The organism is Ornithinimicrobium pekingense DSM 21552 (assembly GCF_000421185.1).
GTDB lineage: Bacteria > Actinomycetota > Actinomycetes > Actinomycetales > Dermatophilaceae > Ornithinicoccus > Ornithinicoccus pekingensis.
Genome location: NZ_ATWJ01000001.1, coordinates 46,472 through 68,601, shown reverse-complemented (window position 1 = coordinate 68,601; position 22,130 = coordinate 46,472). Strand labels below are relative to the sequence as shown.

Here is a 22,130-nt window from a genome sequence, read left to right as displayed (position 1 = left end):
CGACCCGCGTCGTTCGACCTGACATGCACAGGCACTTCAACGGGCTGAAGACGACGCTGCTCTTCGGGGCGATCTGGGCCCTGTTCCTCGGGCTCGGCGCGGTGGTCGGCGGCGGGAGGTTCATCTGGCTCTTCGCCCTGCTCGGCCTGGGCACGACGTTCTACAGCTACTGGAACTCCGACAAGCTGGCGATCCGCGCGATGCGGGCCGTCCCCGTGACCCGGGAGCAGCAGCCGGCGATGTACCGCATCGTCGAGGAGCTCTCCGAGCGCGCCGGCAAGCCGATGCCACGGCTCTACGTCAGCCCCACCGCGGCCCCCAACGCGTTCGCGACGGGCCGCAACCCGCAGAACGCCGCGGTCTGCTGCACCGAGGGCATCCTGCACCTGCTCGACGAGCGCGAGCTGCGCGGCGTGCTCGGCCACGAGCTCATGCACGTCTACAACCGGGACATCCTCACCAGCTCGGTCGCCGCCGGGGTCGCGGGCGTCATCACCTCCGTGGCCCAGATGATGCTCTTCTTCGGCGGCGCCAGCCGGGGCAACGGCGGCAACCCGCTGGCGATGCTGGCGATGGCGCTGCTGGCCCCGTTCGCGGCCACCGTCATCCAGCTGGCGATCAGCCGGACCCGCGAGTTCGACGCCGACGAGGACGGTGCGGCGCTGACCGGTGACCCGCTGGCCCTGGCGTCGGCGCTGCGCAAGCTCGAGGTCGGCACCGCGCGGGCCCCGCTCGCGCCCGAGCCGCGCGTGGTCAACGCGAGCCACATGATGATCGCCAACCCCTTCAGGGCCAAGGACGTGCGGTCGATGTTCGCCACCCACCCGCCGATGGAGCGGCGGATCGCGCGCCTCGAGGGGATGGCGCAGCGCAACCAGCCCGGCATCGAGCGGTTCTGACCCCCCGCGGTCGGCTCAGCCGGCCCTCCCCGGCTCGCCGCGCTCGCTGACGGCCGGGGGCCGGTCGCCGCGAATGGTCGCCACCATGTCGACGACCCTGCGGGTGGCCAGCACGTCGTGGGCGCGGAAGACCGTGGTCCCCAGCCAGGCCGCCACCGCGGTCGCGGCCAGGGTGCCCTCCAGCCGCTCGTCCGGGAGCAGGTCGAGGGTCTCCCCGACGAAGTCCTTGCGCGAGAGCGCCTGGAGCACCGGGTAGCCGAGCGCCGCGACGTCGGCCGTGTGCCGGAGGGTGACCAGCGAGTGCCGGGTCGTCTTGCCGAAGTCGAGGGTGGGGTCGACCAGGATCCGCTCCGGCGGGACGCCGGCCGCCTGCGCGACGCGGGCTCCCGACGCCAGCACGCGCAGCACGTCCCGCACGACCGCGAGCTCGTCGTCGCCCCGCTCGTCGGCGTACCGCATACCGACCGGGTCAGTGCGGGGAGGCAGCCCGCCGGTGTGCGAGCAGACGACGCCGGCGCCGATGCGTGCCGCGACCCGGACCAGCTCCGGGTCGTGGCCGGCCCAGGTGTCGTTGACCAGGTCGACGACGCCCCCGGCCGCGAGCGCGACCTCGCTGCGCCAGGTGTCCAGGGACAGCACGAGGCGGGGGTATGCGGCACGCGCCGCCTCCAGGAAGGGCACCACCCGGTCCACCTCCTGGGCGGGGGAGACGTGCTCGCCCTCGGCGCCGGCCCGCACGCCGCCCACGTCCACGATGTCGGCGCCGGCCCCGACCGCGGCGTGCAGCGCCTCCATGGCGTCCTCGAGGGCGGCGTGCCGGTTGCCGGCCCAGAACGAGTCGCTGGTGCGGTTGATGATCGCCATGACCGCCGGTCGGGAGGCGTCGAAGGTGCGGCCCCGCAGCACGAGGGCCGGGGTGCGTGGCAGCCCCACCGGCCGGGGGAGCGGGTCGGTCGTCATGACTGGCATGCTGCCACCGCTGCTGACCTGCTGACGCCCCGGGCGGGTGCCCGGGGCGTCGGCGGTCAGGACGGGTCGGTGCTCACTCGCCCCAGCTCTGCCACTCGATGGCCTCGTCGGCCAGGGCCAGGACCGCGTAGTGCATGCCGTCGTCGGTGGTGAGCTTCCAGGTCGGCACCTCCAGCGGGCCGCTGGTCTGCGCCCACATCGAGCCGGTGGTCAGCTCGGCACCGGTGACGACCTTCTCCTTGAGCAGCATGGGGATCTTCATGCCGGGCTCGATCTTCACCGGCTCGGGCATCTCCATCTCGAAGCCGGGCTCCACCGGCATGGTCGCGGCCTCGGTCTCGACCGGGACCATGTCCTCGGCGAGGGTGACGCCGTACTCCATCCCGAACTCCCGCTGGCCGTAGCGCTCGACGGCCTCCACCGCAGAGATGAGCGGGTAGTCGCCGAGCGAGGTCATCTCTCCGATCGTGCCGTAGGCGCTCACCACGCCCTCGGGGCCGACCTGGGCGGTGACCATGAGGTGACCCTGCGGCTGGCCCTCCGGCCATCCCTCGACCATGACCTGGTTGACCGTCTCGTCCTGGTACTCCGGCACCCGCAGCGTGTAGCCCGACAGGTCCAGGCCGGTGGTCGCCAGGAAGTCCTCCGCCGCGGCCAGCGCCTGCTGCTCGCTGGGCGCCGCGCCCGAGACGTCCTCGCAGCGGGACGCGTCCGGGAAGGGCACGTCCGGCCCGAACGAGGCCGCCCACTCCTGCCTGACCCGCTCCAGCTCCTGCTCGGGGATGCCGGAGTAGCTGTCCTTGCACCAGGGGCTGGCGAACATGTCCTCGTAGCTGAAGGTCAGGCCGCTGCCGCCGTCGAGGTTGGCGCTGAGCATCCGACCGCCGGCGACGTCGTAGAGCGCGTCCCCGGGGAACCAGCCGGTGCCGTCCTCGCCGTCCTGGGCCGCGCGGACGCCCTCGAAGCCGATCCGCTCGGCCCAGGCGTCCAGGAACACGTCCGGGTCCTCGTCGGAGACGACCGCGCGCACCTCGCCGGTGCCGCGCTCGGAGGGCAGGTCCGGGCCGGGGGTGAGCCGCACGGGGCCGGGGTCCCAGGGCTGGGAGTCACCGCCCATGGCGGTGCTCTCCCCGGCGAACCCCGCGTCCGAGTCCGAGCTGGCGATCAGGCCGTCCGGGCCGGCGCTCGCCCAGGCCCCGTCGTCGCGCGCGGCCTCATCGGAGTCGGGCTGGCCGGCGACGAGCTGTCCACCGCCGTCGGGAGCCTGCTGGGCACCGATGGCGTAGCCGCCGGCCCCGAAGCCGAAGGCGGCCACCGCGGCCGCGGCGATCCACGGGGCGCGCAGGCCCTGGCCGCGGAAGGGGTCGTCGTGGAGCAGGGTGGCGCTGTCGGAGCCCTGGCTGGCGGGGGCCTTGTGGGCGATGCGCTGGCGCAGCGAGTGCAGGTCGGGGTGCGAGCCCGTGGCCGGGTCGCTGGCGCGAAGCCGGGCCAGTGCCTCGTCGGTGTCGTGGTCGACCATCGTGGTTCTCCTTGCTCAGTCGTGTCAGGGAAGTCGTCGGGGGTGGGCCCTCGTGGGGGTCGACGCCTCAGTGGTCCTCGTCCCAGGCCTCGCGGAGGCGGGCCCTGGCGCGGGAGAGGGCGGCGGCCGCCCCTCCGCGGGTCAGGCCCAGCGCCGCGGCCATGCCCTCGCCGTCCAGACCCTCCCAGGCGTGGAGCATCAGGACGGTGCGGTCCCGTGCGCTCAGCCGCGCCAGGGCACGCCGGACCTCGTCGTCGGCCATCACCAGCTCGGCCGGGTCCACGCTGCGGGCGGTCTGCCCCTCCTCCTGCGCCGAGTAGTCGGACACGAGCGTCAGGGTGGGCTTGCGGCGGTGGTTGGCGAGCACGTAGGAGGCGGTCTTGTAGAGCCAGGGCAGCTCGAAGCCCTCCGGGATCTTCTCCCGGCGCCGCCAGGCCGTGGCGAAGACCTCGGCCGTGAGGTCCTCGACGTCGACGTGGCTGGCCCGCCGGACGAAGTAACGGTGGACGGACGTGGCGTGCTGGGCGAAGAAGCCGTCGAACCACGGGGCGTCCCGCAGCAGCGTCCCGGGCACCGACCCTGCGTCGGCACCCCCCTCACCCGCGAGGCGTAGCGCCATGTGGTCCCTCCTGCCGGTCGTTGGCGGCGGCGCCCCTGCTGGGGCGCCGACATCCTCACTATGTCGCTCCGGTCCCACCTGTTGCATCGGCCGCAGGGAGGACGGGGCAGGGGCCGCTCTCCGGACCGGGACGCGTCGGGGATGCAGAACGGCCGGCCGCGCCCACAGGGGCGCCGACCGGCCGTCTATCGCTGGTGGCAGGTGCAGGATTCGAACCTGCGTAGGCATACGCCGACGGATTTACAGTCCGCTTCCATTGGCCGCTCGGACAACCTGCCAGTGCGCGCAGCGGGGCGCGCGGATGAAAGGATAACAGCCTCACCGAGCAGGTCCGAACCGCACACAGGAGGTATGCCGCATGGCCGACTCGTCCTTCGACATCGTCAGCAAGGTCGACCATCAGGAGGTCGCCAACGCCGTCAACCAGGCCGCCAAGGAGATCAGTCAGCGCTACGACTTCAAGAACGTCGGCGCCAGCGTCGAGCTGACGGGCGAGGTCATCAAGATGGCCGCCAGCAGCGAGGAGCGCTGCAAGGCGGTGCTCGACGTGCTGCAGACCAAGCTGGTCAAGCGCGGCGTCTCCCTCAAGCACCTCGACTACAGCAACGACGGCGAGCCGCGGATCTCGGGCAAGGAGTACCGCCTCGAGGCGGCGCTGAAGTCCGGCATCTCCAGCGAGAACGCCAAGAAGATCTCCAAGATCATCCGCGAGGAGGGGCCCAAGGGCGTCAAGCCGACCATCCAGGGCGAGGAGCTGCGGGTGACGTCCAAGTCGCGCGACGACCTGCAGGAGGTCCAGCGCCTGCTCAAGGGCAAGGACCTGGACGTGGCCCTGCAGTTCACCAACTACCGCTGAGGTGGCGTCGACGCCCGCCGGGGAGCGGACCGACCAGCGGCGGCTGCCCACCCGCCCCGAGCGGATGGGTGGGCTGCCGTTCACGCGCCTGCACACGCGCACCCTGCTCGGCGCGGGCACCGGGTGGGCCCTGGACGCGATGGACGTGGGCCTTATCTCCTTCGTCGGTCTCGCGATCGCCACGTCCTGGGGCCTGTCGCCGACCGAGCAGTCCTGGCTGCTGTCGATCGGCTTCGTCGGGATGGCGATCGGCGCGACCTTCGGCGGGCTCCTGGCCGACCGCTACGGGCGCCGCACGGTCTTCGCCGTCACCCTGCTCGTCTACGGCCTGGCGACCGGGGCCTCGGCGCTGGCCACCGGCCTGGCGGCGCTGCTGGTCCTGCGCTTCCTGGTCGGCATCGGCCTGGGGGCCGAGCTGCCCGTGGCCTCCACGCTGGTCAGCGAGCTGTCGCCCACGCGGATCCGCGGCCGGATGGTCGTCGCGCTCGAGTCGTTCTGGGCGGTCGGGTGGGTCCTGGCCGCGCTCATCGGCTTCTTCGTCGTCCCCCGCTTCGAGGAGGGCTGGCGCTGGGCCTTCGCCATCGGCCTGGTCCCGGCGCTGTGGGCGGTGGTCATCCGGTGGGGGCTGCCCGAGTCGCCGTTGTTCCTGGAGCGGCGGGGCCGCGTCGAGGAGGCCGAGGCGGTGGTCCGCCGGTTCGAGGCGTCCGCGGGGGTCGAGCCGCAGCCGAGCCGCCCCGTCGCCGCGGCCGCCCCGCGCACGCCGGGCCAGCTGTGGTCCCCGGCCTACCGTCGCCGCACCGCGGGCATCTGGCTGGTGTGGTTCTGCGTCAACTTCTCCTACTACGGGGCGTTCATCTGGCTGCCCAGCCTGCTCTACGCCCAGGGCTACGACCTGGTGCGCTCCTTCGGCTACACGCTGGTCATCACCCTCGCCCAGCTCCCCGGGTATGCCGTGGCCGCCTTCCTCGTCGAGGTCTGGGGCCGGCGCGTGACGCTGGCGACCTTCCTGCTCGGCTCGGCCGCCTCGGCAGGGCTCTTCGGGCTGGCGGACGGCACCGGGCAGGTGCTCGCCGCCGGCATGGCGCTGTCCTTCTTCAACCTCGGTGCCTGGGGTGCCCTCTATGCCGTCACCCCGGAGATCTACCCCACGACGATCCGCGGCGCGGGCGCGGGCGCCGCCGCCGGCTTCGGGCGGATCGCCTCCGTCGTGGCGCCGCTGTCGGTGCCGGTCGTGCTCGGCTGGTGGGGCGACGCAGGCCTCTTCGCGATCTTCGGGGCGACCTTCGCCCTCGGTGCGCTCGCGGCATACCTGCTGTTGCCCGAGCAGGCCGGCGACGCGCTCGACGTGAGCTGATCCGCGCCCCCGGAGATGGCGCATACTTTTGCGCGACCCCGCATGACTACGCGTAGTGGCCGTGCGGCCCTGCCCCGCCTCACCCCTAGGATGACCGCATGACGCAGCTGACCACCAACCAGGACTTCATCGACCTCGAGGACAAGGTCGCCGCCCACAACTACAGCCCGCTGCCGGTCGTGGTCGAGCACGCCGAGGGCATCTGGGTCACCGACGTGGAGGGCAACCGCTACCTCGACGCGCTGTCGGGCTACTCCGCCCTCAACTTCGGCCACCGCCACCCGGCGCTGGTGCAGGCGGCCAAGGACCAGCTGGACCGGTCGACGCTGACCAGCCGCGCCTTCCACAACGACCAGCTGGGCCCGTTCTGCCAGGCGCTGTCCGAGCTCGTCGGCAAGGACATGATCCTGCCGATGAACACCGGCGCCGAGGCGGTCGAGACCGCGCTGAAGATCGCCCGCAAGTGGGGCTACCTCGTCAAGGGCGTCCAGGCCGAGCGGGCCAAGATCATCGTCATGGACGGCAACTTCCACGGCCGCACCACGACGATCATCTCCTTCTCCGACGACCCCGAGGCCCGCGACCACTACGGCCCCTACACCCAGGGCTTCGAGTCGGTGCCCTACGGCGACCTGGCCGCCGTCGAGGCCGCGATCGACGACGACACCGTCGCGGTGCTCGTCGAGCCGATCCAGGGCGAGCAGGGCGTGAAGATCCCCAAGGAGGGCTTCCTGCCCGGCCTGCGCGAGCTGTGCACCCGCACGAACGTGCTGATGATCGCCGACGAGATCCAGGCCGGCCTGGGCCGCGTCGGCACCACCCTGGCCTGCCAGTACGAGGACGTCGAGGCCGACATCTACACCCTGGGCAAGGCGCTCGGCGGCGGCATCGTGCCGGTCTCGGCCGTCGCCGCCGACACGGCGGTCATGGAGGTCATCACCCCCGGCACCCACGGCTCGACGTTCGGCGGCAACCCGCTGGCCGCAGCTGTCGGCAAGGCGGTCTGCGACCTGCTCGCCACCGGTGAGCACCAGCAGAACGCCGCCGCCCTCGAGGGCCAGTTCCGCGAGTCCCTGGAGGCGCTCATCGGCAAGGGCGTGCAGGAGGTCCGCGTCCGCGGCCTGTGGGCCGGCATCGACATCGACCCCGACCTGCTCAGCGGCAAGGAGGCCTGCAAGCGGCTGGCCAGGAAGGGCGTCCTGGCCAAGGACACCCACGGCTCGACGATCCGCCTGGCCCCGCCGCTGACCATCACCGCAGAGGAGCTGAAGGTCATCACCGACGCCCTCACCGAGGTCGTCACCGAGGCCGCCGGGGGCTGAGCCCCTGCGGTCAGGGGTCGGCCGGGCCGGCTGCCTCGTGCAGCCGGCCCGCCAGCTCCCGCACCCTGTCCCGCAGCTCGGGCGGGTCGAGCACCTCGAAGGGCACCCCCAGCCACAGCGTCTCGATCGCCAGGTAGTCCAGCGTCTCCGCGCCGGTCTCCAGCTCGCAGGTGCCGTCGCCCAGGTCGGTCAGGGCGCCGGCGTTCTGCGGGACCCTGCCCGCCACGTCGTCCAGCGGCGCGTGGAGCCGCAGCCGTGCGACATACCTGTAGGGGGAGCGCAGCACGGACTGGCGGACGTACTCCACCGGGTCCGGCGCCGGGCGCGGTGTGAAGCGAAACGTCGTCGCGTGGACGGTGTCGGCGTCGACGCGGTCGAGGCGGAACGAGCGCCAGTCGTCCTTGCCGCTGTCGTGCGCGAGCAGGTACCAGCGCCGACCCATCGTCACGACCCGGTAGGGCTCCACGCGCCTGGTGGTCCGCCCGCCGGCCCGGTCGCGGTAGGCGAAGTCCAGCAGCACCCGGTCGCGGCAGGCACGGGCGACGGTGCTGAGCAGGGCCGCCGCGACCGGCACGGAGACGCCCTCGACGGCCACCACGGCCTGGCTGATCGCCTCGACCTCACCGCGCAGCGAGGCCGGCAGGACCTGGTCGAGCTTGGCCAGCGCGCGCAGCGCCGACTCCTCGACACCGGTCACCGAGCCGCCCGCCGCCACCCGCAGGCTCACCGTGACCGCGACGGCCTCGTCGGGGTCCAGCAGCAGCGGCGGCAGCTTGCCCCCGGCGCCCAGCTGGTAGCCCCCGCCCAGGCCGGTGCTGGCCCGCACCGGGTAGCCCAGCCGGCGCAGCCGGTCGACGTCGCGGCGCACGCTGCGGGTGGTGACGCCGAGCCGCTCCGCCAGCTCCTCGCCCGTCCACATGGCCCTGGCCTGCAGGAGCCCGAGCAGCTGCAGGACGCGCGCCGTGGGATCGCTCATGCCCCTACCCTGCCACCGGGTCGCGGACCGTTGCTGTCCGCATTCCCCGGCAGGCTCGGGGTATGACGCACTCCTCACCCGACCAGGTCACCTCCCGCGACGCCTCGGCCCGCCCCACCCATGTCGTCCTCGTCCCCGGCTTCTGGCTGGGCGCCTGGGCCTGGGACGACGTCCTCCCGCACCTGCGCGAGCGGGGCCTGACCGCGACGGCGCTCACCCTCCCCGGCCTCGAGCCCGACCACCCCGACCGGGGGGCGGTCACGCTCGAGGACCACGTCCGCGCGGTCGAGGACGCGGTCGCGACGGCGCCCGAGGGCTCGCGCGTCGTGCTGGTGGCCCACAGCGGTGCGGCCGCGCCCGCCACCGTGGCCCTGGACCGCCACGTCGACCAGGTCGCCCACGTGGTGTGGGTCGACACCGCGCCCGCGGGCGAGGGGTTCGCGATGGACGCCGGGTTCGACGGGGACGACCACCCCGTGACGGCGCAGTGGGACGACGAGCTGGCGCAGGGCTCCATGCGCGGGCTGACCGACGAGCAGCTGCGCACCTTCCGCCACCGGGCGGTGCCGCAGCCCGGCGCGGCGCTGCGTGAGCCGGTGTCGCTCTCGGACGACCGCCGGCACGACGTGCCGATGACCCTCGTGGCCACGTCCTGGTCCAGCGAGGACTACCGTGCCTGGGCCGAGGAGGGCGGCAACTTCCTGGCGGCGCTGCCGGACTACCGCGACCTCACCATGATCGACCTGCCGACGGGGCACTGGCCGATGTGGAGCGAGCCGCGGCGGCTGGCCGAGGTCATCGCCGACGCCGCCCTGGCCTGACGGGGGCGCCCGGTCCCGTGGGAGTGCCGACATGCTCGACAGTCCCACGGGACCGTGGGACGCCGCGGTCAGTCCGGCAGGACGGCAGCGACGCGGGTGAGGGTGTCCTGGACGCCGCGGAAACCCTCGTTGGGCACGAACACGTCCTCCCCGAAGTCGACGTCCGGGTCGTCCGCGGTGCCACCCACCCCGTCCGGGCCGGCGCCGTAGAGCAGCGGGAAGTTGCCGCCCTGGTCCATCAGGTTGAGCACGTCGTTGAACTGGTCGACGTGCCAGTCGCCGAAGAAGTGGCCCGCCTCGTGGCTGGTCACGTTGCCGATGGCCTGGCCGACGAAGCCGACCCTGTCGCTCTGCGGCGCGAGGTAGAAGTTGAGCGAGGCGTCGCCGAAGACGTCGGGGTCGCTGCTGAGGACGTCGAGCAGCACCAGGGCCGTCTCCTCCTGGTCGAAGTTGCCCGGGTCGATGGACTGCGCGATGCCGATGGTGTCGACACCCGACTCCGCGATCGTGCCCCCGACGACGACCCTGCTGACGTTGTCCTGCCCGAAGGGGTCGCGGTGCTGGAGGCTGTTGCGGATCCGGATCTCCACGTCCTCGTCCAGGCCGCTGCGCCGCAGGTCGCGCTCGAGGTTCTCCCGCACGGTCGCGACGATCTCGCGCACGAGGGGCTTGTAGTCCGCCTGCGACAGTCCCCAGTCGTCGAGGAAGGAGGTGAGCGGGCTCAGCTGGCGCACGCCCGGCCCGCCCCAGATCGCGGTGTTGACCCGTGCGCCGTCGAAGTCGAGGAACAGCGTCTGCTCGCGCCGTTGTCCCTCGAGCCCGGGGCGGTAGACCTCGGCCGTCAGGTCGTAGGCGCCTCCCGTGCCGCGCACGGCGACGTAGTGACGGCCGTCCACGTCCGCGACGTGGTCGTTGACGGCGTTGCCCCCACCCGGCAGGGGCGAGGCCAACGGGTAGATGAAGCTCGCGTCCTGCTCCGAGCCGTGCACGAGCGTGCCGTCCGGTTCGAGGACGTCCAGGACGGTCGCGCTCCCGGAGACCGACAGGCCGAGGACGTCGCCCTCCTCGAGGTCGACGGCGAACACGTCGGTGTCCTGCTCGACCTGGGTGATGCTCAGCTCGTAGGGCCCCTCCGACCCCGCCCCGTCACCGCTGGCGCTGTCGAAGGGGTCGAGCGGGAAGGTGGGGAACCCGGCGACGAACGCGTAGTACGTCCCGTCGGCGGGGACCCCGAGCGTGAGGCGGCTGTCGAGGCCCTCCGCGGTGTCGTCGTTGAAGCCCACCAGCTGTCCCTCCGCGTCGAAGAGCAGCAGCATGGGGTCGAGGTCCCCCTCGGGGGTGACGATGTCGACGGTCAGCACCTGCCCGGCCAGCCCCGAGACCGCGTAGGCGTCGAGGTCGCCCGTGCCGGTGCCGGCAGAGCCGTGCGGTCCGTCGCCCACGGTCCCGGTCGTGGTGACCGCGCTGACCGTCTCACCGACACCGGTGTCCCGGGCGAGCGGGATGGACCCGTCGTCCTCGGCGTTCGGCGGCAGGACGGCGACCTCACCCTCCGTCGACGCCAGCCAGCCCAGGACCTGCGCCGCGGCGCTCTCCCGACGGTCGGTGCCCAGTCCGCGGACCCGCTCTGCGGTGGCCAGGGTGTCGTTGCCCCCGCGGACACCCTCCGCCTCGAGCTCCTGGTAGACCAGCGGGCCGCGTGGCTGGCGGCCCTGCTGCTGCGCCTCGAAGGTGGTGACCGTGCTCTGGCGCTGCAGCGACCGGACGTGGGCCTGCGCGGCCATGTATGCCGTCCAGGCCCCGTAGTCCGCGGTCTGCCCGCCGTCGGGCAGCAGGGCGAGGTAGGGGTTGGGGCCCTGGGGCCGCTGCACCTTCGAGGCGACCTTCTCGGCCGTGGCCTCGGTCGGGGCGGGTGCGCCGTCCTCGGGGGTGCCGGCCGGGGCTGCGACGGCGGGTGGCAGGGCGCTGGCGGCCAGCACCCCGGAGACGGACAGCGCGACGAGGTATGACGTTCGCATGGTTCCTCCCGGTCCCCGTGCCCCGGGTCTGGACGACCACGAGGTCACGAGTTGACGGTAGACCTGCGTGCGTCCCGGCCGGTACCCCCTTCCGGCGTGGCGGGTCAGTCCGCCGAGCCGGGCGTCCAGCGCTCGGGCTCGGTCAGCATCGCCGAGCCCAGCCACGCCTCGGGCACACCCATGCCCTCGACGAGCTCGACGGCCACCGGCCGCAGCTCCCCGCAGAGCTTGTTGACCTGCGCGGTGACCGCCTTGGCGCGGGCGGCGGACATCCGGTTGTGCGCCTGGAACCAGCCGGAGTCGGCCTCGATCGAGTTGAGCGCGTAGAGGGTGCACAGCCGCTCGAGGGCGTCGCGGACCTCCCCCTCCTCCAGGGCGTCGATGCCGGCCACGAACGCCTCGAGCACGACGCGGTCCATGTGGGTCCGGGCGGCGAGCAGCACGTGGTCCTGGGCGTTGTTGAAGGCCTCGAAGGCGTCGCCGTCCTTGGCCTTGCGCAACCGGTTGGCCAGGGTCTCCAGCACGTGCTTCTCCCGGTCGGCGAACATCGACAGGTGCCAGCCGCGCTCCAGCAGCGTCTCGTCCTCGGAGCGGCGGGCCGCGGCCGCCACGAGACGGTCCACCAGGGGACGGACCGCGGTCGCCTCGACGAACTGGCCCCCGATCGAGCGCGCCGCGAACTGCACCATGCCCCGCATGTCGAGGTCGCCCCACGTCTCCTTGTACCCGGTGAGCAGGCCCTTGGCCACCAGCTGCAGCAGGACGGTGTTGTCGCCCTCGAAGGTGGCGAAGACGTCGGCGTCCTGGCGCAGCACCGTCAGGCCGTTCTCCGCCATGTACCCGGCGCCGCCGCACGCCTCGCGGCAGACCTGGTTGGTGTCGTTGGCGAACCGGGTGATCACGGCCTTGAGGCCGGCGGCACGGGTCTCCAGCTCGCGCTGGGCGACCTGGTCCTTCTCCGGCGCCTCGTGCAGCTCCTGGAGGCGCTCGACGATCTCGTTGAGGGCGAACATGTGGGCGTAGGACGTCGCGATCGCCGGCAGCAGCTTGCGCTGGTGGGCCAGGTAGTCCAGCAGCACCACCTCGCCCTGGCGGTCCGGGGCCCCGAACTGGCGCCGGCGCACGGCATACCGGGTCGCGACGGACAGCGCCTTGCGCGCCGAGACCGCCGCGCCCGCGGCCACGCAGATCCGTCCCCGGACCAGCGTGCCCAGCATGGTGAAGAAGCGCTTGTTGTCGTTCTCGATGTCGGAGACGTAGGCGCCGGAGTCGTCGATCCCGCCGTAGCGGTCGAGCAGCATCGAGCGCGGCACCCGCACCTGCTCGAAGCGGATGGTGCCGTTGTCGACGCCGAGCAGCCCGCCCTTGGAGCCGTTGTCGCCGAGCGTCACGCCCGGCAGCGCGGCGCCGGCCTCGTCGCGCAGCGGCACGAGCACGACGTGCACGCCGTGGGAGGTGCCGTCCACGACGAGCTGGCCGTAGACGGTGGCGATGTGCGCGTCCTCGGCCGCGGCCCCGATGTAGGTCTTGACCGACGACGGCGTGGGGGAGTGGACCACCAGCTCGTCGCTGTCCCGGTCGTAGGTGATGGTCGTCTCCAGCGAGGCGACGTCGGAGCCGTGCCCGAACTCCGTCATGGCGTAGCAGCCGACCTGCTCCAACGAGAGGTTGGCGGGGATGAAGCGCTCGTGGTGCCAGGTGCTGCCCAGGGCGGTGACGGCGCCGCCGTAGAGGCCGAAGTGGACCCCGGACTTCACGGTGAGCGACAGGTCGCCGTGGGCCGTCATCTCGAAGTCGATGCACGAGCGGCCCGGGTCGTCCAGGCCGCCCTGCGCGACCGGGAAACCGCTGCCCGCCATGCCGAGCCCGACGAGGCGGCGCAGGGCCTGGCGGGTCCACTCGCGGGCCTCCGGCATGGACAGGGAGGGGTCGCGCACCATCAGGTCGGCGGGCACGCTCGCCCGCGCCAGGTCGCGGACGGGGCCGTAGCGGCCCCCGGTGGCGTGCCGCAGGCCCTCGCCGAGGTCGGTGATCTGCTCCCTCGTCGCCACCTGGGTGGCGGCCTCGGTCGCCGCGGCGGGCAGCGGCACGTCCGTCTGGACGGCGGGGGAGTGGGTCGGGCTCTGGGTGGTCATCGTCGTCCTCCGGAGGGTGCGGTGGGCTGTGCTGGTGCAGGTATGGCGTCGGGGCGGGAGAGGGCGGGGCGGATCAGCGCGACCACGGCCCCGGTGACCTCGTCGGCGCCGAGGTGCGGCCGGCCGTCGGCGCGGCTGGCCAGCCAGGTGTCGGAGACGTTGCGGACCATGCCGACGATGCCGTGCGCCCACACCGGGGCCAGCAGGTCGGCGTCGGCGCCGACGCCTCGGAGGTGGTCGCGCAGGGCGTCGGTGAGCTGGTCGGCGATGCGGTCGGTGATGCGGTGTACCGGGTCGCCGGCGTCCCCCTCCGGGGTCTCCAGCGGCCGGGTCACCACGAACCGGTAGATCTCCGGGTCGCGCTCGACGAGGCCGAGGTAGGAGCGGACCATCTGGCCGATGCGCTCCACCACGTCCCCGCCGCCCGACCCCGCCTGCGACAGGTCCGCCAGGATCGTCTCGTCGACGGCCGCCACGACGGCGCGGTAGAGACCCGCCCGGTCCCCGAGGTGCCGGTAGAGCACGGTCTTGCTGGTGGCCGCCTCGGCCGCGATCTCGTCCATGCCGACGCCCGCGCCGTGCCGGCGGATCGCGCGCAGCGCCGCCTCGACGAGCTGGCGGCGCCGCTGGGTGCGGTGCGCCTCCCAGCGCATGTCGCGGCCGTCGCGCACGGCTCCGGTCGTGCCGGTCAGCGGTGAGGCGGGCGTCATGCCGGACAGGGTACCGCGTACGAGCCGTATCGGCTACAGTCGGTACCGGATACCTCCCGACCGTCGCCGCCGGGCGCCGGGCACACCCCTAGGAGCCTCGCTTGTCCGACCAGACCACTTCGCCGACATCCCGCGACGCCGTCGTCGTCGGCGGCAACCGGATCCCCTTCGGCAAGGCCGGCGGGGCGTATGCCGCCGCGTCCAACCAGGCCATGCTCACCGCCGCCCTCGACGGCCTGGTGGCCCGCTTCGGGCTGGCCGGCCAGCAGGTCGGTGAGGTGGCGGCGGGCGCGGTGCTCAAGCACTCCCGCGACTTCAACCTCACGCGCGAGTCCGTCCTGGGATCGGCGCTGGCACCCACCACCCCCGCCTACGACCTGCAGCAGGCCTGCGGCACCGGCCTGGAGACGGTCATCCAGGTCGCCAACAAGATCAGGCTGGGCCAGCTCGACTCCGGCATCGCCGGCGGCGTCGACTCCGCGAGCGACGCGCCGATCGCCGTCGGCGAGGGCCTGCGCAAGGCGCTGATCCGCGCCAACGCCGCGAGGACGCCGATGCAGCGCGTCAAGGCGCTCGCCGGCATCCGCCCCGGCGACCTGGCGCCCGAGTCCCCCCGCAACGCCGAGCCCCGCACCGGCCTGTCGATGGGCGAGCACCAGGCGCGCACCGCCAAGGAGTGGGGGATCACCCGCGAGGCGCAGGACGAGCTGGCCGCCGCGAGCCACCACAACCTTGCCCGCGCCTGGGACTCCGGCTTCTTCGACGACCTCGCCACCGGCTTCCTGACGCTCTCCCGGGACCAGGGCCTGCGGCCCGACACGTCCGTGGAGAAGCTGGCCACGCTGTCGCCGGTCTTCGGCAAGGGCGAGGGCGCGACCATGACGGCGGGCAACTCCACGCCGCTCTCCGACGGGGCGGCCCTGGTGCTGCTGGGCAGCCGGGAGTGGGCGGCCGAGCGCAACCTGCCCGTGCTGGCCCGCTTCGTCGACGCCGAGGTCGCCGCGGTCGACTACGTCTCCGGCGACGAGGGCCTGCTCATGGCCCCGGCGTATGCCGTCCCCCGCCTGCTGGAGCGCCAGGGCCTGGCGCTGCAGGACTTCGACCTCTACGAGATCCACGAGGCGTTCGCCTCCACCGTGCTCGCCACCCTCGCGGCGTGGGAGTCCGAGGAGTTCTGTCGCGACCGGCTCGGGCTGGACGCCCCGCTCGGCGCCGTCGACCGCAGCCGGCTCAACGTCCACGGTTCCTCGCTGGCGGCGGGCCACCCCTTCGCCGCCACCGGCGGGCGGATCGTGGCCACGATGGCCAAGCTGCTCGCCGAGGAGGGCCCGGGCAGCCGTGGCCTCGTCTCGATCTGTGCCGCCGGCGGCCAGGGCGTCGTCGCGATCCTGGAAGGGTGCTGACCATGGCCGACCTCATGCAGATGCTGACCACCAACCCGCTGGCCAAGCAGCTCGGCGTCCCGCAGGCGGCCAGGCTGCGGCGCGGCCGCGAGCTGCCCACGGGTGCCGTCGTCGTCGGTTCGGCCGGCGGCTCACCCTCGCTCGTGCGCCGCACGCTGGAGCTGCTCGGGCTGCCGGTCGAGGAGGCCCTGGTCGACACCCCGCACACCCGGGTGAGCCAGACCGACGACGAGGGCCGGACGCGCGAGGTGCCCGCCCCCTACCCCGGCACGGTCGGCGCGGTCGTCGTCGACGCGACCGCGGCCACCGCCGTCGCCGACCTGGAGGACCTGCGTGGTGTCCTGCGCCCGGCCCTCAGGGCGCTGGAGGGCTCCGGCCGCGTCGTCGTGGTGGGCCTGGAGCCCGACACCGCCGGTGGACCGACAGCGGTGGCGGTCCAGCAGGGGATCGAGGGCGTCGTGCGCAGCGTCGGCAAGGAGCTGCGCAAGGGCGCCACCGCCAACCTCGTGCGGGTGGACCTGCTCACCGACGCCCCGACCACGCCGACCGACCTGGCCTCGACGCTGTCCTTCCTGCTGGAGGGGCGGTCGGCCTACGTCTCCGGCCAGGTATTGCACGTCGGTCACGCCGAGGAGGGCAGGGTCACGGAGGTCACCTCCGCCCGCCCCTTCGAGGGGCAGGTCGTCGTGGTGACCGGTGCCGGGCGCGGGATCGGGGCCAGCATCGCCGAGGTCTACGCCCGGGACGGGGCGGCCGTCGTGGCGGTCGACGTCCCGGCCGGCGGGCAGGGCCTGGCCCAGGTCGCCAACCGCATCGGCGGGACGGCCCTGCAGCTCGACATCACCGCGCCCGACGCCGGGCGACGCATCGCCGCGCACGTGGCGCAGCGCTTCGGCGACGGCGCCCGGATCCACACGGTCGTGCACAACGCCGGCATCACCCGCGACAAGCTGCTCGTCAACCTCGACGAGGAGCGGTGGGGCAGCGTGCTGGAGGTCAACCTGGCCGCGCAGATCCGGATCAACGACGTGCTGCTCGACCCCGAGCTGCCCGGCGGGCTCGACGACGGCGGACGCATCGTCGGTGTCTCCTCGACGACCGGTTTCGCCGGCAACCGCGGGCAGACGAACTACGCGGCCTCCAAGGCGGGGGTCATCGGGCTGGTCCGCGCCATGGCCGCCGAGCCGCGGCTGACCGCGCGGGGCATCACGGTCAACGCCGTCGCGCCCGGGGTCATCGCCACCGAGATGTGGGGCAAGGTGCCGTTCCTGACCCGCACGATGGGCGAGCGGCTCAACAGCCTGCAGCAGGCGGGCACGCCCCTCGACGTGGCCGAGGCGATCTGCTACCTGAGCTCTCCGGCCAGCGCCGCAGTCACCGGGCGGACGCTGCGGGTCTGCGGCCAGCTGATGATGGGGGCCTGAGCATGGGCGCACCCCCACCGGCCGCCGGCCGGCCCGCCGCCACCGACCTCGACGTCCGGCTGCTCGCCTCCGCCCCCTCGGTCGCGCGGTCCTTCGTCACCGGGCTGGCCACCTCGGCGGGACGCCCCGGTGCCCGGGGGAGCCTGCCCGACCGGCGGCTGGTGCTCACCGGCGTCGCGCAGGACGTGCGGCGGCTGGCCGACTACGGCGAGGTCACCGGATCGGTCCTCTCCGACCGGCTGCCGGCCACGTGGCTGCACGTGCTCACCTTCCCGCTGCAGGTCGCGCTCATGGCCGGCCGCGACTTCCCGTTCCCGATGATGGGGCTGGTGCACGTCGCCAACACGATGACGCTGCACCGGCCCGTCACGGTGGGGGAGGAGCTCACGCTCAGCTCGTGGGCGGAGCGCCTGGCCCCGCACCGCAAGGGGCACACCGTCGACCTCGTCGGCGAGGCGAGGGTGGATGACGAGGTCGTCTGGGAGGGCCGAAGCACCTACCTCGCCCGCGGGAAGGGCGACGGCACCGCGCCCCCGCCCGGGGGGCGCGAGGACGACATACCGCGGACCGAGCTGGCCACCTGGCGCCTGCCGGCCGACCTGGGTCGCCGCTACGCCCGGGTGGCGGGCGACGCCAACCCGATCCACCTCGGGGCGCTGCCGGCGAAGGCCCTCGGCTTCCCCCGGGCGATCGCCCACGGCATGTGGACGCACGCGCGCGCGCTCGCCGCCGTCGAGCCCCGCCTCCCGGAGCGCTACGTGGTCGACGCGCAGTTCGTCAAGGCGATCCTGCTGCCCTCGACGGTGGTGCTGCGCGGCGGCGTGCGGGACGGCTCCGGCGCCCTCGCCGTCACCTCCCGCGACGGCAGCCGGATCCACCTGTCGATGCAGGTCAGAAGCGGTTGACCGACCCTGGCGACGGTGCCGGTCAGGCCGTTTTGGAGGTGTCCGGCACCGTCGTGTAAGGTTGCTTCTCGCTGCCCGCGGGTCCGCACCGGATGCGTGGGGTCACAGCCCGCCCCTATAGCTCAGTCGGTAGAGCGTCTCCATGGTAAGGAGAAGGTCAACGGTTCGATTCCGTTTGGGGGCTCTGGCAGGCTGGCCCGCACGGGTCGCCTCCCGAGGCGGGATAGCTCAGCTGGTTAGAGCGCACGACTCATAATCGTGAGGTCGCGGGATCGAGCCCCGCTCCCGCTACCGAGAACATCCCGCACGAACCAGACACCACCTTTCGAGAGCAGGTTGCCCCATGGCTGGCAAGTCCCAGGACGTCCGTCCGAAGATCACCCTGGCGTGCACGGAGTGCAAGGAGCGCAACTACATCACCAAGAAGAACCGTCGGAACAACCCCGACCGGCTCGAGATGGCGAAGTTCTGCCCGCGCTGCGGCAAGCACACCGCGCACCGCGAGACCCGCTGACAGCAGTCAGCTCCACGAGGCCGTCACCCGCACCGGGTGGCGGCCTTCGTCGTCGTCGGGGTATGCCGTGCGCCGCCGGGGACGCGCACGGTCGGCCGGGACGGGCGCACCGACCCGGTTAGGCTGGCGCGCATGGCCCTCAACCCCGACTACGCCGGCCGTGAGTACCCGCCGGCCGGCCCGTTCACGGTCAGCCGCGAGGAGATCACCAGCTTCGCCGACGCGATCGGCTCGACCGGCGAGGCCCACCGCGACCCGCAGGCCGCGCAGGCGCTCGGCTATCCCGACGTCGTCGCCCCACCGACCTTCGCGGTGCGCCTTGCCCAGCAGTGCGAGGCCCAGCTGGTGCAGGACCCGGCCGCGGGCATCGACTTCTCCCGGGTCGTGCACGGCGAGGAGGGCTTCACCCACCACCGGCCGATCGTCGCCGGCGACGTCCTCACGGGAGTGCTGCACGTGGACCGGGTCCGCGAGGCGGGCGGCCACGGCATGGTCACCACGCGCGTGGAGCTGGCCGACGACGACGGGCAGCCGGTCACCACCGTCACCTCCACCATCGTCGTGCGGGGGGAGAGCTGATGAGCGGGCAGACCACCGGCACCGCGGCCCTGAGCCAGACGGTCACGGTCGACCGGGCCCGCCTCGTCGACTACGCCGACGCGTCCGGCGACCAGAACCCCATCCACCAGGACGCCGAGGTCGCCCGCTCCGTGGGGCTGGACGACGTCATCGCGCACGGCATGTGGACGATGGGGGCGGCCATGGACGTCGTTACGGCCTACGTCGGGGGCGACCCCGGACGGATCCTGTCGTGCACCACCAAGTTCACCGGCATGGTCGTCGTCCCGGAGGGAGGGACCGTCGAGGTGCTCGTGGAGGGGACGGTGCGGAAGGTGGACGAGGAGGCCGGCACCCAGACCCTCGAGCTCACCGTCACCAGCGGCGGTCAGAAGGTCCTCGGGCGCTGCCAGGCCGTGGTCCGCCTGTGACCCGGCCGCTGGCCGAGCTGACCACGATGCGGGTCGGCGGGCCGCCCCGGAGGCTCGTCACCGCCACGACCGAGGACGAGCTGATCGAGGCGGTGCGCGAGGCCGACGAGGCGGGCGAGCCGCTGCTCGTCGTGGGCGGCGGGTCCAACCTGCTGGTGTCCGACGAGGGTTTCCCGGGCACGGTCGTGCTCGTCCGGACCACCGGCATCGAGGTGCCGCACGACAGCGCCTGCGGGGGAGTGACCGCGACGGTCGCCGCCGGGGAGGTCTGGGACGACGTCGTCGCCCACGCCGTCGAGCACGGCTGGTCCGGCATCGAGGCGCTCTCCGGCATCCCCGGGGCCACCGGTGCCACTCCGGTGCAGAACGTCGGTGCCTACGGGCAGGAGGTCGCCCAGACGATCTCGCGGGTGCGGGTCTGGGACCGTGCCGAGGCCCGCGTGCGCACGATGTTCGCCACAGACCTGCGGTTCTCCTACCGGCACTCGGTGCTCAAGGAGTCGATGCTCGGCCCCGACGCGCCCGCCGGCGCGGTGACACCACGCTACGTGGTGCTCTCGGTCACCTTCTCGCTGCGACCGACCGAGCTCTCCCAGCCGATCGGGTATGCGGCGCTCGCCTCCGGCCTGGGCGTCGAGCTCGGTGCCAGGGTCCCGCTGCGCGAGGCCCGCGAGGCGGTGCTGGAGCAGCGGCGGCAGCGCGGCATGGTGCTGGACGCGCCGGACAACGACACCTGGAGCTGCGGCTCGTTCTTCACCAACCCGATCCTGACCCGGGAGCAGATGGCGTCGCTGCGGGACCGGGCGGCGGCGAGGCTGGGCGTCGAGGGCCCGGTGCCGCCGGAGTTCCCCGCCGAGGACGGCTCCTTCGTCAAGACCTCCGCCGCCTGGCTGATCGACAGGGCCGGCTTCGGCAAGGGCTACGCGACCCGTGACGGCCGGCCCGCGGGGTTGTCCACGAAGCACACGCTCGCGCTCACCAACCGCGGGTCTGCCCGCGCCGGAGACGTCCTCGCCCTGGCACGGGAGATCCGTGACGGCGTCGAGGACGCGTTCGGCGTCCGGCTGGTCAACGAGCCGGTGCTGGTCGGTCTGGAGCTCTGAGCGGCGGAACCCTCCACACCCCCGGCGCGTCATCTCGGCATGAGGCTCAGCACTCGCGCCTGGCACGCCGCTCTCGTCGGCGCACTGCTGGCTGTCTCCGGATGCGGGGCGACGACGGCGAATCCGCCGGGAGCCGGGCCGTCGCAGGGCTCGTCGGACCACGTTGACGGCCCGGTCGTGGTCGAGCCGGGCGAGAAGCTCGTGGCCCACGGTCTGCTGATGCAGTCGGCGCCGGACCGGCCGGTGGAGATCTGCGTCGGTGGCGTCGCGGAGTCCCTCCCGCCGCAGTGCGGCGGGCCGGTGCTCGAGGGCGACTTCTCCTGGGACGACGTGGCGCCGCAGCGCTCGGGTGGCGTCACCTGGACCGACACGGCGTGGTGGGCCGTCGGTACCTACGACCCCGGCGGGGGAGGCGACCAGGGCTCCTTCACCCTCTCTCGGCCCGTCTCGGCCGACCCGCCCGAGGGGTATGCCGTGCCCAGTCCCGGCGACGTCTCGTTCGAGCAGCTCTGCGAGGACCCCTATATCGACGGCGACCGGTCGGCGTCCGGGGACCTCGGCGCGCAGGAGCGCGTGGCGGTCGCCCTCGACGGGCTGGACGGCTACGTGACCTCCTGGGTGTCCGACGGCTCGAGCCTGTTCAACGTGGTGGTCACCTCCGACCCGGAGGCGGCGTTCGCCCAGCTGCGGACGGTCTGGAAGGGCGGCCTGTGCGTCGAGCAGCTGGACCTGCCGACCCAGGCCGCGATGCGCGCCGCCCAGGAAGCGCTCAGCGACCGCTTCGCGGAGCTGCGCCTGCTCTCCGCAGGGGCAGGCGGGGTCTCCGGCCGGCTCGAGGTGGAGGTGGTCGTCACCGACCGTGCCACCGTCGACGCGGTGCTGGAGACGGTCGCGCCGTGGCTCGACCCGCAGGACGTGACCATCACCGCGGCGCTGCGACCGCTGGCCGGGGACTGACCTCCGGGACGAGCCGCATGGCCCGAATCGGGCCCCCAGGTCCTAGTAGGGCCAGCGCGGCCCCTCGCCCTCCTCGTAGGGTCGTGGCTCCTTGCCGTAGCGCGTGCCCTCCGGCGGGATGAACCCCTCGGCGGTCCACGCCGGTTGCGGGCCGAGCCCCCTACCGCCCAGGACCTCGTGGTAGTGCCACCACAGCGGTCCCCGGACGCTCCGGCGCACCTGGCGGTGGGCCGGGAAACGGCTGCCGCGACGGGTCCGCGCCTCCAGGTCCGTGAGGTCCCACCCGATCGCAGGTGGTGCTTGGTCGGTGCGGACAACGGCGAGCCCGAACCCTGTCCCCTCCAGGAGCTGCATCACAGCGTCGAGACGCAGCCCGCCGGCATCCACCTCGGCCCGGACAAGGACATCTCTGCTCAGCCGCCGCTTGCGGGCGTACGCCCGCTGGCTCTCCCCGCGTTCCCGTCGGTGTGCTCGTAGGGCCAGCCCGACATCTCGCCGCGCCCCCGCTAGGCCGCTCCTCTTTCCCATCCGCCGAGCATCCGGGGCGGTGCGGCTCGGTGCCACGGCTGGCAGCACGGCTGTGGACAAGCCGTGAGTCCGAGGGGACGTGTGGACGGCTACAGGTGACATTGGCGTG

General features: G+C 73.3%; 21 protein-coding genes and 3 tRNA genes. 15 read left to right on the top strand and 9 right to left on the bottom strand.

Annotated features, from left to right (window positions below; translation table 11 throughout):
- Window positions 1-23 precede the first annotated feature (23 nt).
- Window positions 24-899, top strand: a complete 876-nt coding sequence (gene htpX, locus K330_RS0100395; RefSeq protein WP_022919878.1) for a zinc metalloprotease HtpX — start codon at window positions 24-26, stop codon at window positions 897-899.
- A gap of 15 nt (window positions 900-914) precedes the next feature.
- Here the strand turns inward: htpX and folP are convergent, their stop codons facing one another.
- The 4 genes from folP to K330_RS0100375 all read right to left on the bottom strand — a co-directional run bounded on the left by folP (window position 915) and on the right by K330_RS0100375 (window position 4,284).
- A complete protein-coding gene (gene folP, locus K330_RS0100390; protein WP_022919877.1) occupies window positions 915-1,859 on the bottom strand; it encodes a dihydropteroate synthase in 945 nt (314 codons plus the stop codon).
- Window positions 1,860-1,941: 82 nt separating this feature from the next.
- Entirely contained in the window at window positions 1,942-3,387 is a 1,446-nt protein-coding gene (locus K330_RS0100385; protein WP_022919876.1) for a hypothetical protein, read from the bottom strand.
- A 67-nt stretch (window positions 3,388-3,454) separates the two neighbouring features.
- Window positions 3,455-4,006 (bottom strand): RNA polymerase sigma factor, encoded by a 552-nt coding sequence (locus K330_RS0100380; protein WP_022919875.1) that lies wholly within the window; start codon window positions 4,004-4,006, stop codon window positions 3,455-3,457.
- 192 nt (window positions 4,007-4,198) lie between these two features.
- Window positions 4,199-4,284 (bottom strand) — tRNA-Tyr (locus K330_RS0100375).
- 80 nt (window positions 4,285-4,364) lie between these two features.
- Between K330_RS0100375 and K330_RS0100370 the strand changes: the two genes are divergently transcribed.
- From K330_RS0100370 to rocD, 3 genes are all read left to right on the top strand, one after another.
- A complete protein-coding gene (locus K330_RS0100370; RefSeq protein ID WP_022919874.1) occupies window positions 4,365-4,862 on the top strand; it encodes a YajQ family cyclic di-GMP-binding protein in 498 nt (165 codons plus the stop codon).
- A 64-nt stretch (window positions 4,863-4,926) separates the two neighbouring features.
- Window positions 4,927-6,216, top strand: coding sequence for an MFS transporter (locus K330_RS0100365; protein ID WP_084616995.1), 1,290 nt, complete (start codon window positions 4,927-4,929; stop codon window positions 6,214-6,216).
- 98 nt (window positions 6,217-6,314) lie between these two features.
- Window positions 6,315-7,538: an ornithine--oxo-acid transaminase gene (gene rocD / locus K330_RS0100360; protein ID WP_022919872.1), complete on the top strand. Its 1,224-nt coding sequence runs from the start codon at window positions 6,315-6,317 to the stop codon at window positions 7,536-7,538.
- Window positions 7,539-7,548: 10 nt separating this feature from the next.
- Here the strand turns inward: rocD and K330_RS0100355 are convergent, their stop codons facing one another.
- Window positions 7,549-8,514 carry a helix-turn-helix transcriptional regulator gene (locus tag K330_RS0100355; protein WP_022919871.1) on the bottom strand — a complete coding sequence of 322 codons (966 nt, stop codon included), beginning with the start codon at window positions 8,512-8,514 and terminating at the stop codon, window positions 7,549-7,551.
- A 62-nt stretch (window positions 8,515-8,576) separates the two neighbouring features.
- On the opposite strand from K330_RS0100355, the gene K330_RS0100350 reads away from it, so the two are divergent.
- Window positions 8,577-9,335: an alpha/beta fold hydrolase gene (locus K330_RS0100350; RefSeq protein ID WP_022919870.1), complete on the top strand. Its 759-nt coding sequence runs from the start codon at window positions 8,577-8,579 to the stop codon at window positions 9,333-9,335.
- Window positions 9,336-9,403: 68 nt separating this feature from the next.
- Here K330_RS0100350 and K330_RS18095 read toward each other — a convergent pair whose 3' ends face one another.
- The 3 genes from K330_RS18095 to K330_RS18090 form a co-directional block, all read right to left on the bottom strand.
- Complete coding sequence (locus tag K330_RS18095) at window positions 9,404-11,353, bottom strand: DVUA0089 family protein (RefSeq protein ID WP_022919869.1); 1,950 nt, start codon at window positions 11,351-11,353, stop codon at window positions 9,404-9,406.
- A 104-nt stretch (window positions 11,354-11,457) separates the two neighbouring features.
- Entirely contained in the window at window positions 11,458-13,488 is a 2,031-nt protein-coding gene (locus tag K330_RS0100340) for an acyl-CoA dehydrogenase family protein (protein ID WP_022919868.1), read from the bottom strand.
- Window positions 13,485-14,198: a TetR/AcrR family transcriptional regulator gene (locus K330_RS18090; RefSeq protein ID WP_022919867.1), complete on the bottom strand. Its 714-nt coding sequence runs from the start codon at window positions 14,196-14,198 to the stop codon at window positions 13,485-13,487. The genes K330_RS0100340 and K330_RS18090 overlap by 4 nt, the downstream gene beginning before the upstream one ends.
- Before the next feature lie 101 nt (window positions 14,199-14,299).
- Here K330_RS18090 and K330_RS0100330 point away from each other — a divergent pair, with 101 nt between their 5' ends.
- The 10 genes from K330_RS0100330 to K330_RS23470 all read left to right on the top strand — a co-directional run bounded on the left by K330_RS0100330 (window position 14,300) and on the right by K330_RS23470 (window position 21,493).
- Window positions 14,300-15,601 carry an acetyl-CoA C-acetyltransferase gene (locus K330_RS0100330; RefSeq protein WP_022919866.1) on the top strand — a complete coding sequence of 434 codons (1,302 nt, stop codon included), beginning with the start codon at window positions 14,300-14,302 and terminating at the stop codon, window positions 15,599-15,601.
- Between the two features lie 2 nt (window positions 15,602-15,603).
- The gene (locus tag K330_RS0100325; protein ID WP_029202148.1) at window positions 15,604-17,025 is read left to right on the top strand and encodes a 3-oxoacyl-ACP reductase; all 1,422 of its coding nucleotides are present in this window, start codon (window positions 15,604-15,606) and stop codon (window positions 17,023-17,025) included.
- A 2-nt stretch (window positions 17,026-17,027) separates the two neighbouring features.
- Window positions 17,028-17,930 carry a MaoC/PaaZ C-terminal domain-containing protein gene (locus K330_RS0100320; RefSeq protein WP_022919864.1) on the top strand — a complete coding sequence of 301 codons (903 nt, stop codon included), beginning with the start codon at window positions 17,028-17,030 and terminating at the stop codon, window positions 17,928-17,930.
- Between the two features lie 111 nt (window positions 17,931-18,041).
- Window positions 18,042-18,114, top strand: a tRNA-Thr gene (locus tag K330_RS0100315).
- A gap of 33 nt (window positions 18,115-18,147) precedes the next feature.
- A tRNA-Met gene (locus K330_RS0100310) sits at window positions 18,148-18,221 on the top strand.
- Window positions 18,222-18,273: 52 nt separating this feature from the next.
- Window positions 18,274-18,444 (top strand): 50S ribosomal protein L33, encoded by a 171-nt coding sequence (gene rpmG, locus K330_RS0100305; protein WP_022919863.1) that lies wholly within the window; start codon window positions 18,274-18,276, stop codon window positions 18,442-18,444.
- A 132-nt stretch (window positions 18,445-18,576) separates the two neighbouring features.
- A complete protein-coding gene (locus tag K330_RS0100300; protein WP_029202147.1) occupies window positions 18,577-19,023 on the top strand; it encodes an FAS1-like dehydratase domain-containing protein in 447 nt (148 codons plus the stop codon).
- A complete protein-coding gene (locus K330_RS0100295; protein ID WP_022919861.1) occupies window positions 19,023-19,433 on the top strand; it encodes a MaoC/PaaZ C-terminal domain-containing protein in 411 nt (136 codons plus the stop codon). The genes K330_RS0100300 and K330_RS0100295 overlap by 1 nt, the downstream gene beginning before the upstream one ends.
- Complete coding sequence (locus tag K330_RS0100290; protein WP_022919860.1) at window positions 19,430-20,536, top strand: UDP-N-acetylmuramate dehydrogenase; 1,107 nt, start codon at window positions 19,430-19,432, stop codon at window positions 20,534-20,536. Before K330_RS0100295 ends, K330_RS0100290 begins: the two co-directional genes overlap by 4 nt.
- A 39-nt stretch (window positions 20,537-20,575) precedes the next feature.
- Window positions 20,576-21,493 carry a hypothetical protein gene (locus K330_RS23470; protein WP_156875624.1) on the top strand — a complete coding sequence of 306 codons (918 nt, stop codon included), beginning with the start codon at window positions 20,576-20,578 and terminating at the stop codon, window positions 21,491-21,493.
- A gap of 42 nt (window positions 21,494-21,535) precedes the next feature.
- On the opposite strand, the gene K330_RS0100280 is transcribed toward K330_RS23470, so the two are convergent.
- Window positions 21,536-21,850 (bottom strand): hypothetical protein, encoded by a 315-nt coding sequence (locus K330_RS0100280; RefSeq protein WP_156875623.1) that lies wholly within the window; start codon window positions 21,848-21,850, stop codon window positions 21,536-21,538.
- Between the last annotated feature and the right edge of the window lie 280 nt (window positions 21,851-22,130).

Coding starts and splice junctions, on each gene's coding strand:
- K330_RS0100370 (WP_022919874.1), top strand. CDS start 4,365: ATGGCCGACTCGTCCTTCGACATCGTCAGCAAGGTCGACCATCAGGAG.
- K330_RS0100300 (WP_029202147.1), top strand. CDS start 18,577: ATGGCCCTCAACCCCGACTACGCCGGCCGTGAGTACCCGCCGGCCGGC.
- K330_RS23470 (WP_156875624.1), top strand. CDS start 20,576: ATGAGGCTCAGCACTCGCGCCTGGCACGCCGCTCTCGTCGGCGCACTG.
- K330_RS0100295 (WP_022919861.1), top strand. CDS start 19,023: ATGAGCGGGCAGACCACCGGCACCGCGGCCCTGAGCCAGACGGTCACG.
- K330_RS18095 (WP_022919869.1), bottom strand. CDS start 11,353: ATGCGAACGTCATACCTCGTCGCGCTGTCCGTCTCCGGGGTGCTGGCC.
- K330_RS0100385 (WP_022919876.1), bottom strand. CDS start 3,387: ATGGTCGACCACGACACCGACGAGGCACTGGCCCGGCTTCGCGCCAGC.
- K330_RS0100320 (WP_022919864.1), top strand. CDS start 17,028: ATGGGCGCACCCCCACCGGCCGCCGGCCGGCCCGCCGCCACCGACCTC.
- K330_RS0100355 (WP_022919871.1), bottom strand. CDS start 8,514: ATGAGCGATCCCACGGCGCGCGTCCTGCAGCTGCTCGGGCTCCTGCAG.
- K330_RS18090 (WP_022919867.1), bottom strand. CDS start 14,198: ATGACGCCCGCCTCACCGCTGACCGGCACGACCGGAGCCGTGCGCGAC.
- K330_RS0100350 (WP_022919870.1), top strand. CDS start 8,577: ATGACGCACTCCTCACCCGACCAGGTCACCTCCCGCGACGCCTCGGCC.
- K330_RS0100380 (WP_022919875.1), bottom strand. CDS start 4,006: ATGGCGCTACGCCTCGCGGGTGAGGGGGGTGCCGACGCAGGGTCGGTG.
- K330_RS0100365 (WP_084616995.1), top strand. CDS start 4,927: ATGGGTGGGCTGCCGTTCACGCGCCTGCACACGCGCACCCTGCTCGGC.
- K330_RS0100325 (WP_029202148.1), top strand. CDS start 15,604: ATGGCCGACCTCATGCAGATGCTGACCACCAACCCGCTGGCCAAGCAG.
- rpmG (WP_022919863.1), top strand. CDS start 18,274: ATGGCTGGCAAGTCCCAGGACGTCCGTCCGAAGATCACCCTGGCGTGC.
- rocD (WP_022919872.1), top strand. CDS start 6,315: ATGACGCAGCTGACCACCAACCAGGACTTCATCGACCTCGAGGACAAG.
- htpX (WP_022919878.1), top strand. CDS start 24: ATGCACAGGCACTTCAACGGGCTGAAGACGACGCTGCTCTTCGGGGCG.
- folP (WP_022919877.1), bottom strand. CDS start 1,859: ATGACGACCGACCCGCTCCCCCGGCCGGTGGGGCTGCCACGCACCCCG.
- K330_RS0100340 (WP_022919868.1), bottom strand. CDS start 13,488: ATGACCACCCAGAGCCCGACCCACTCCCCCGCCGTCCAGACGGACGTG.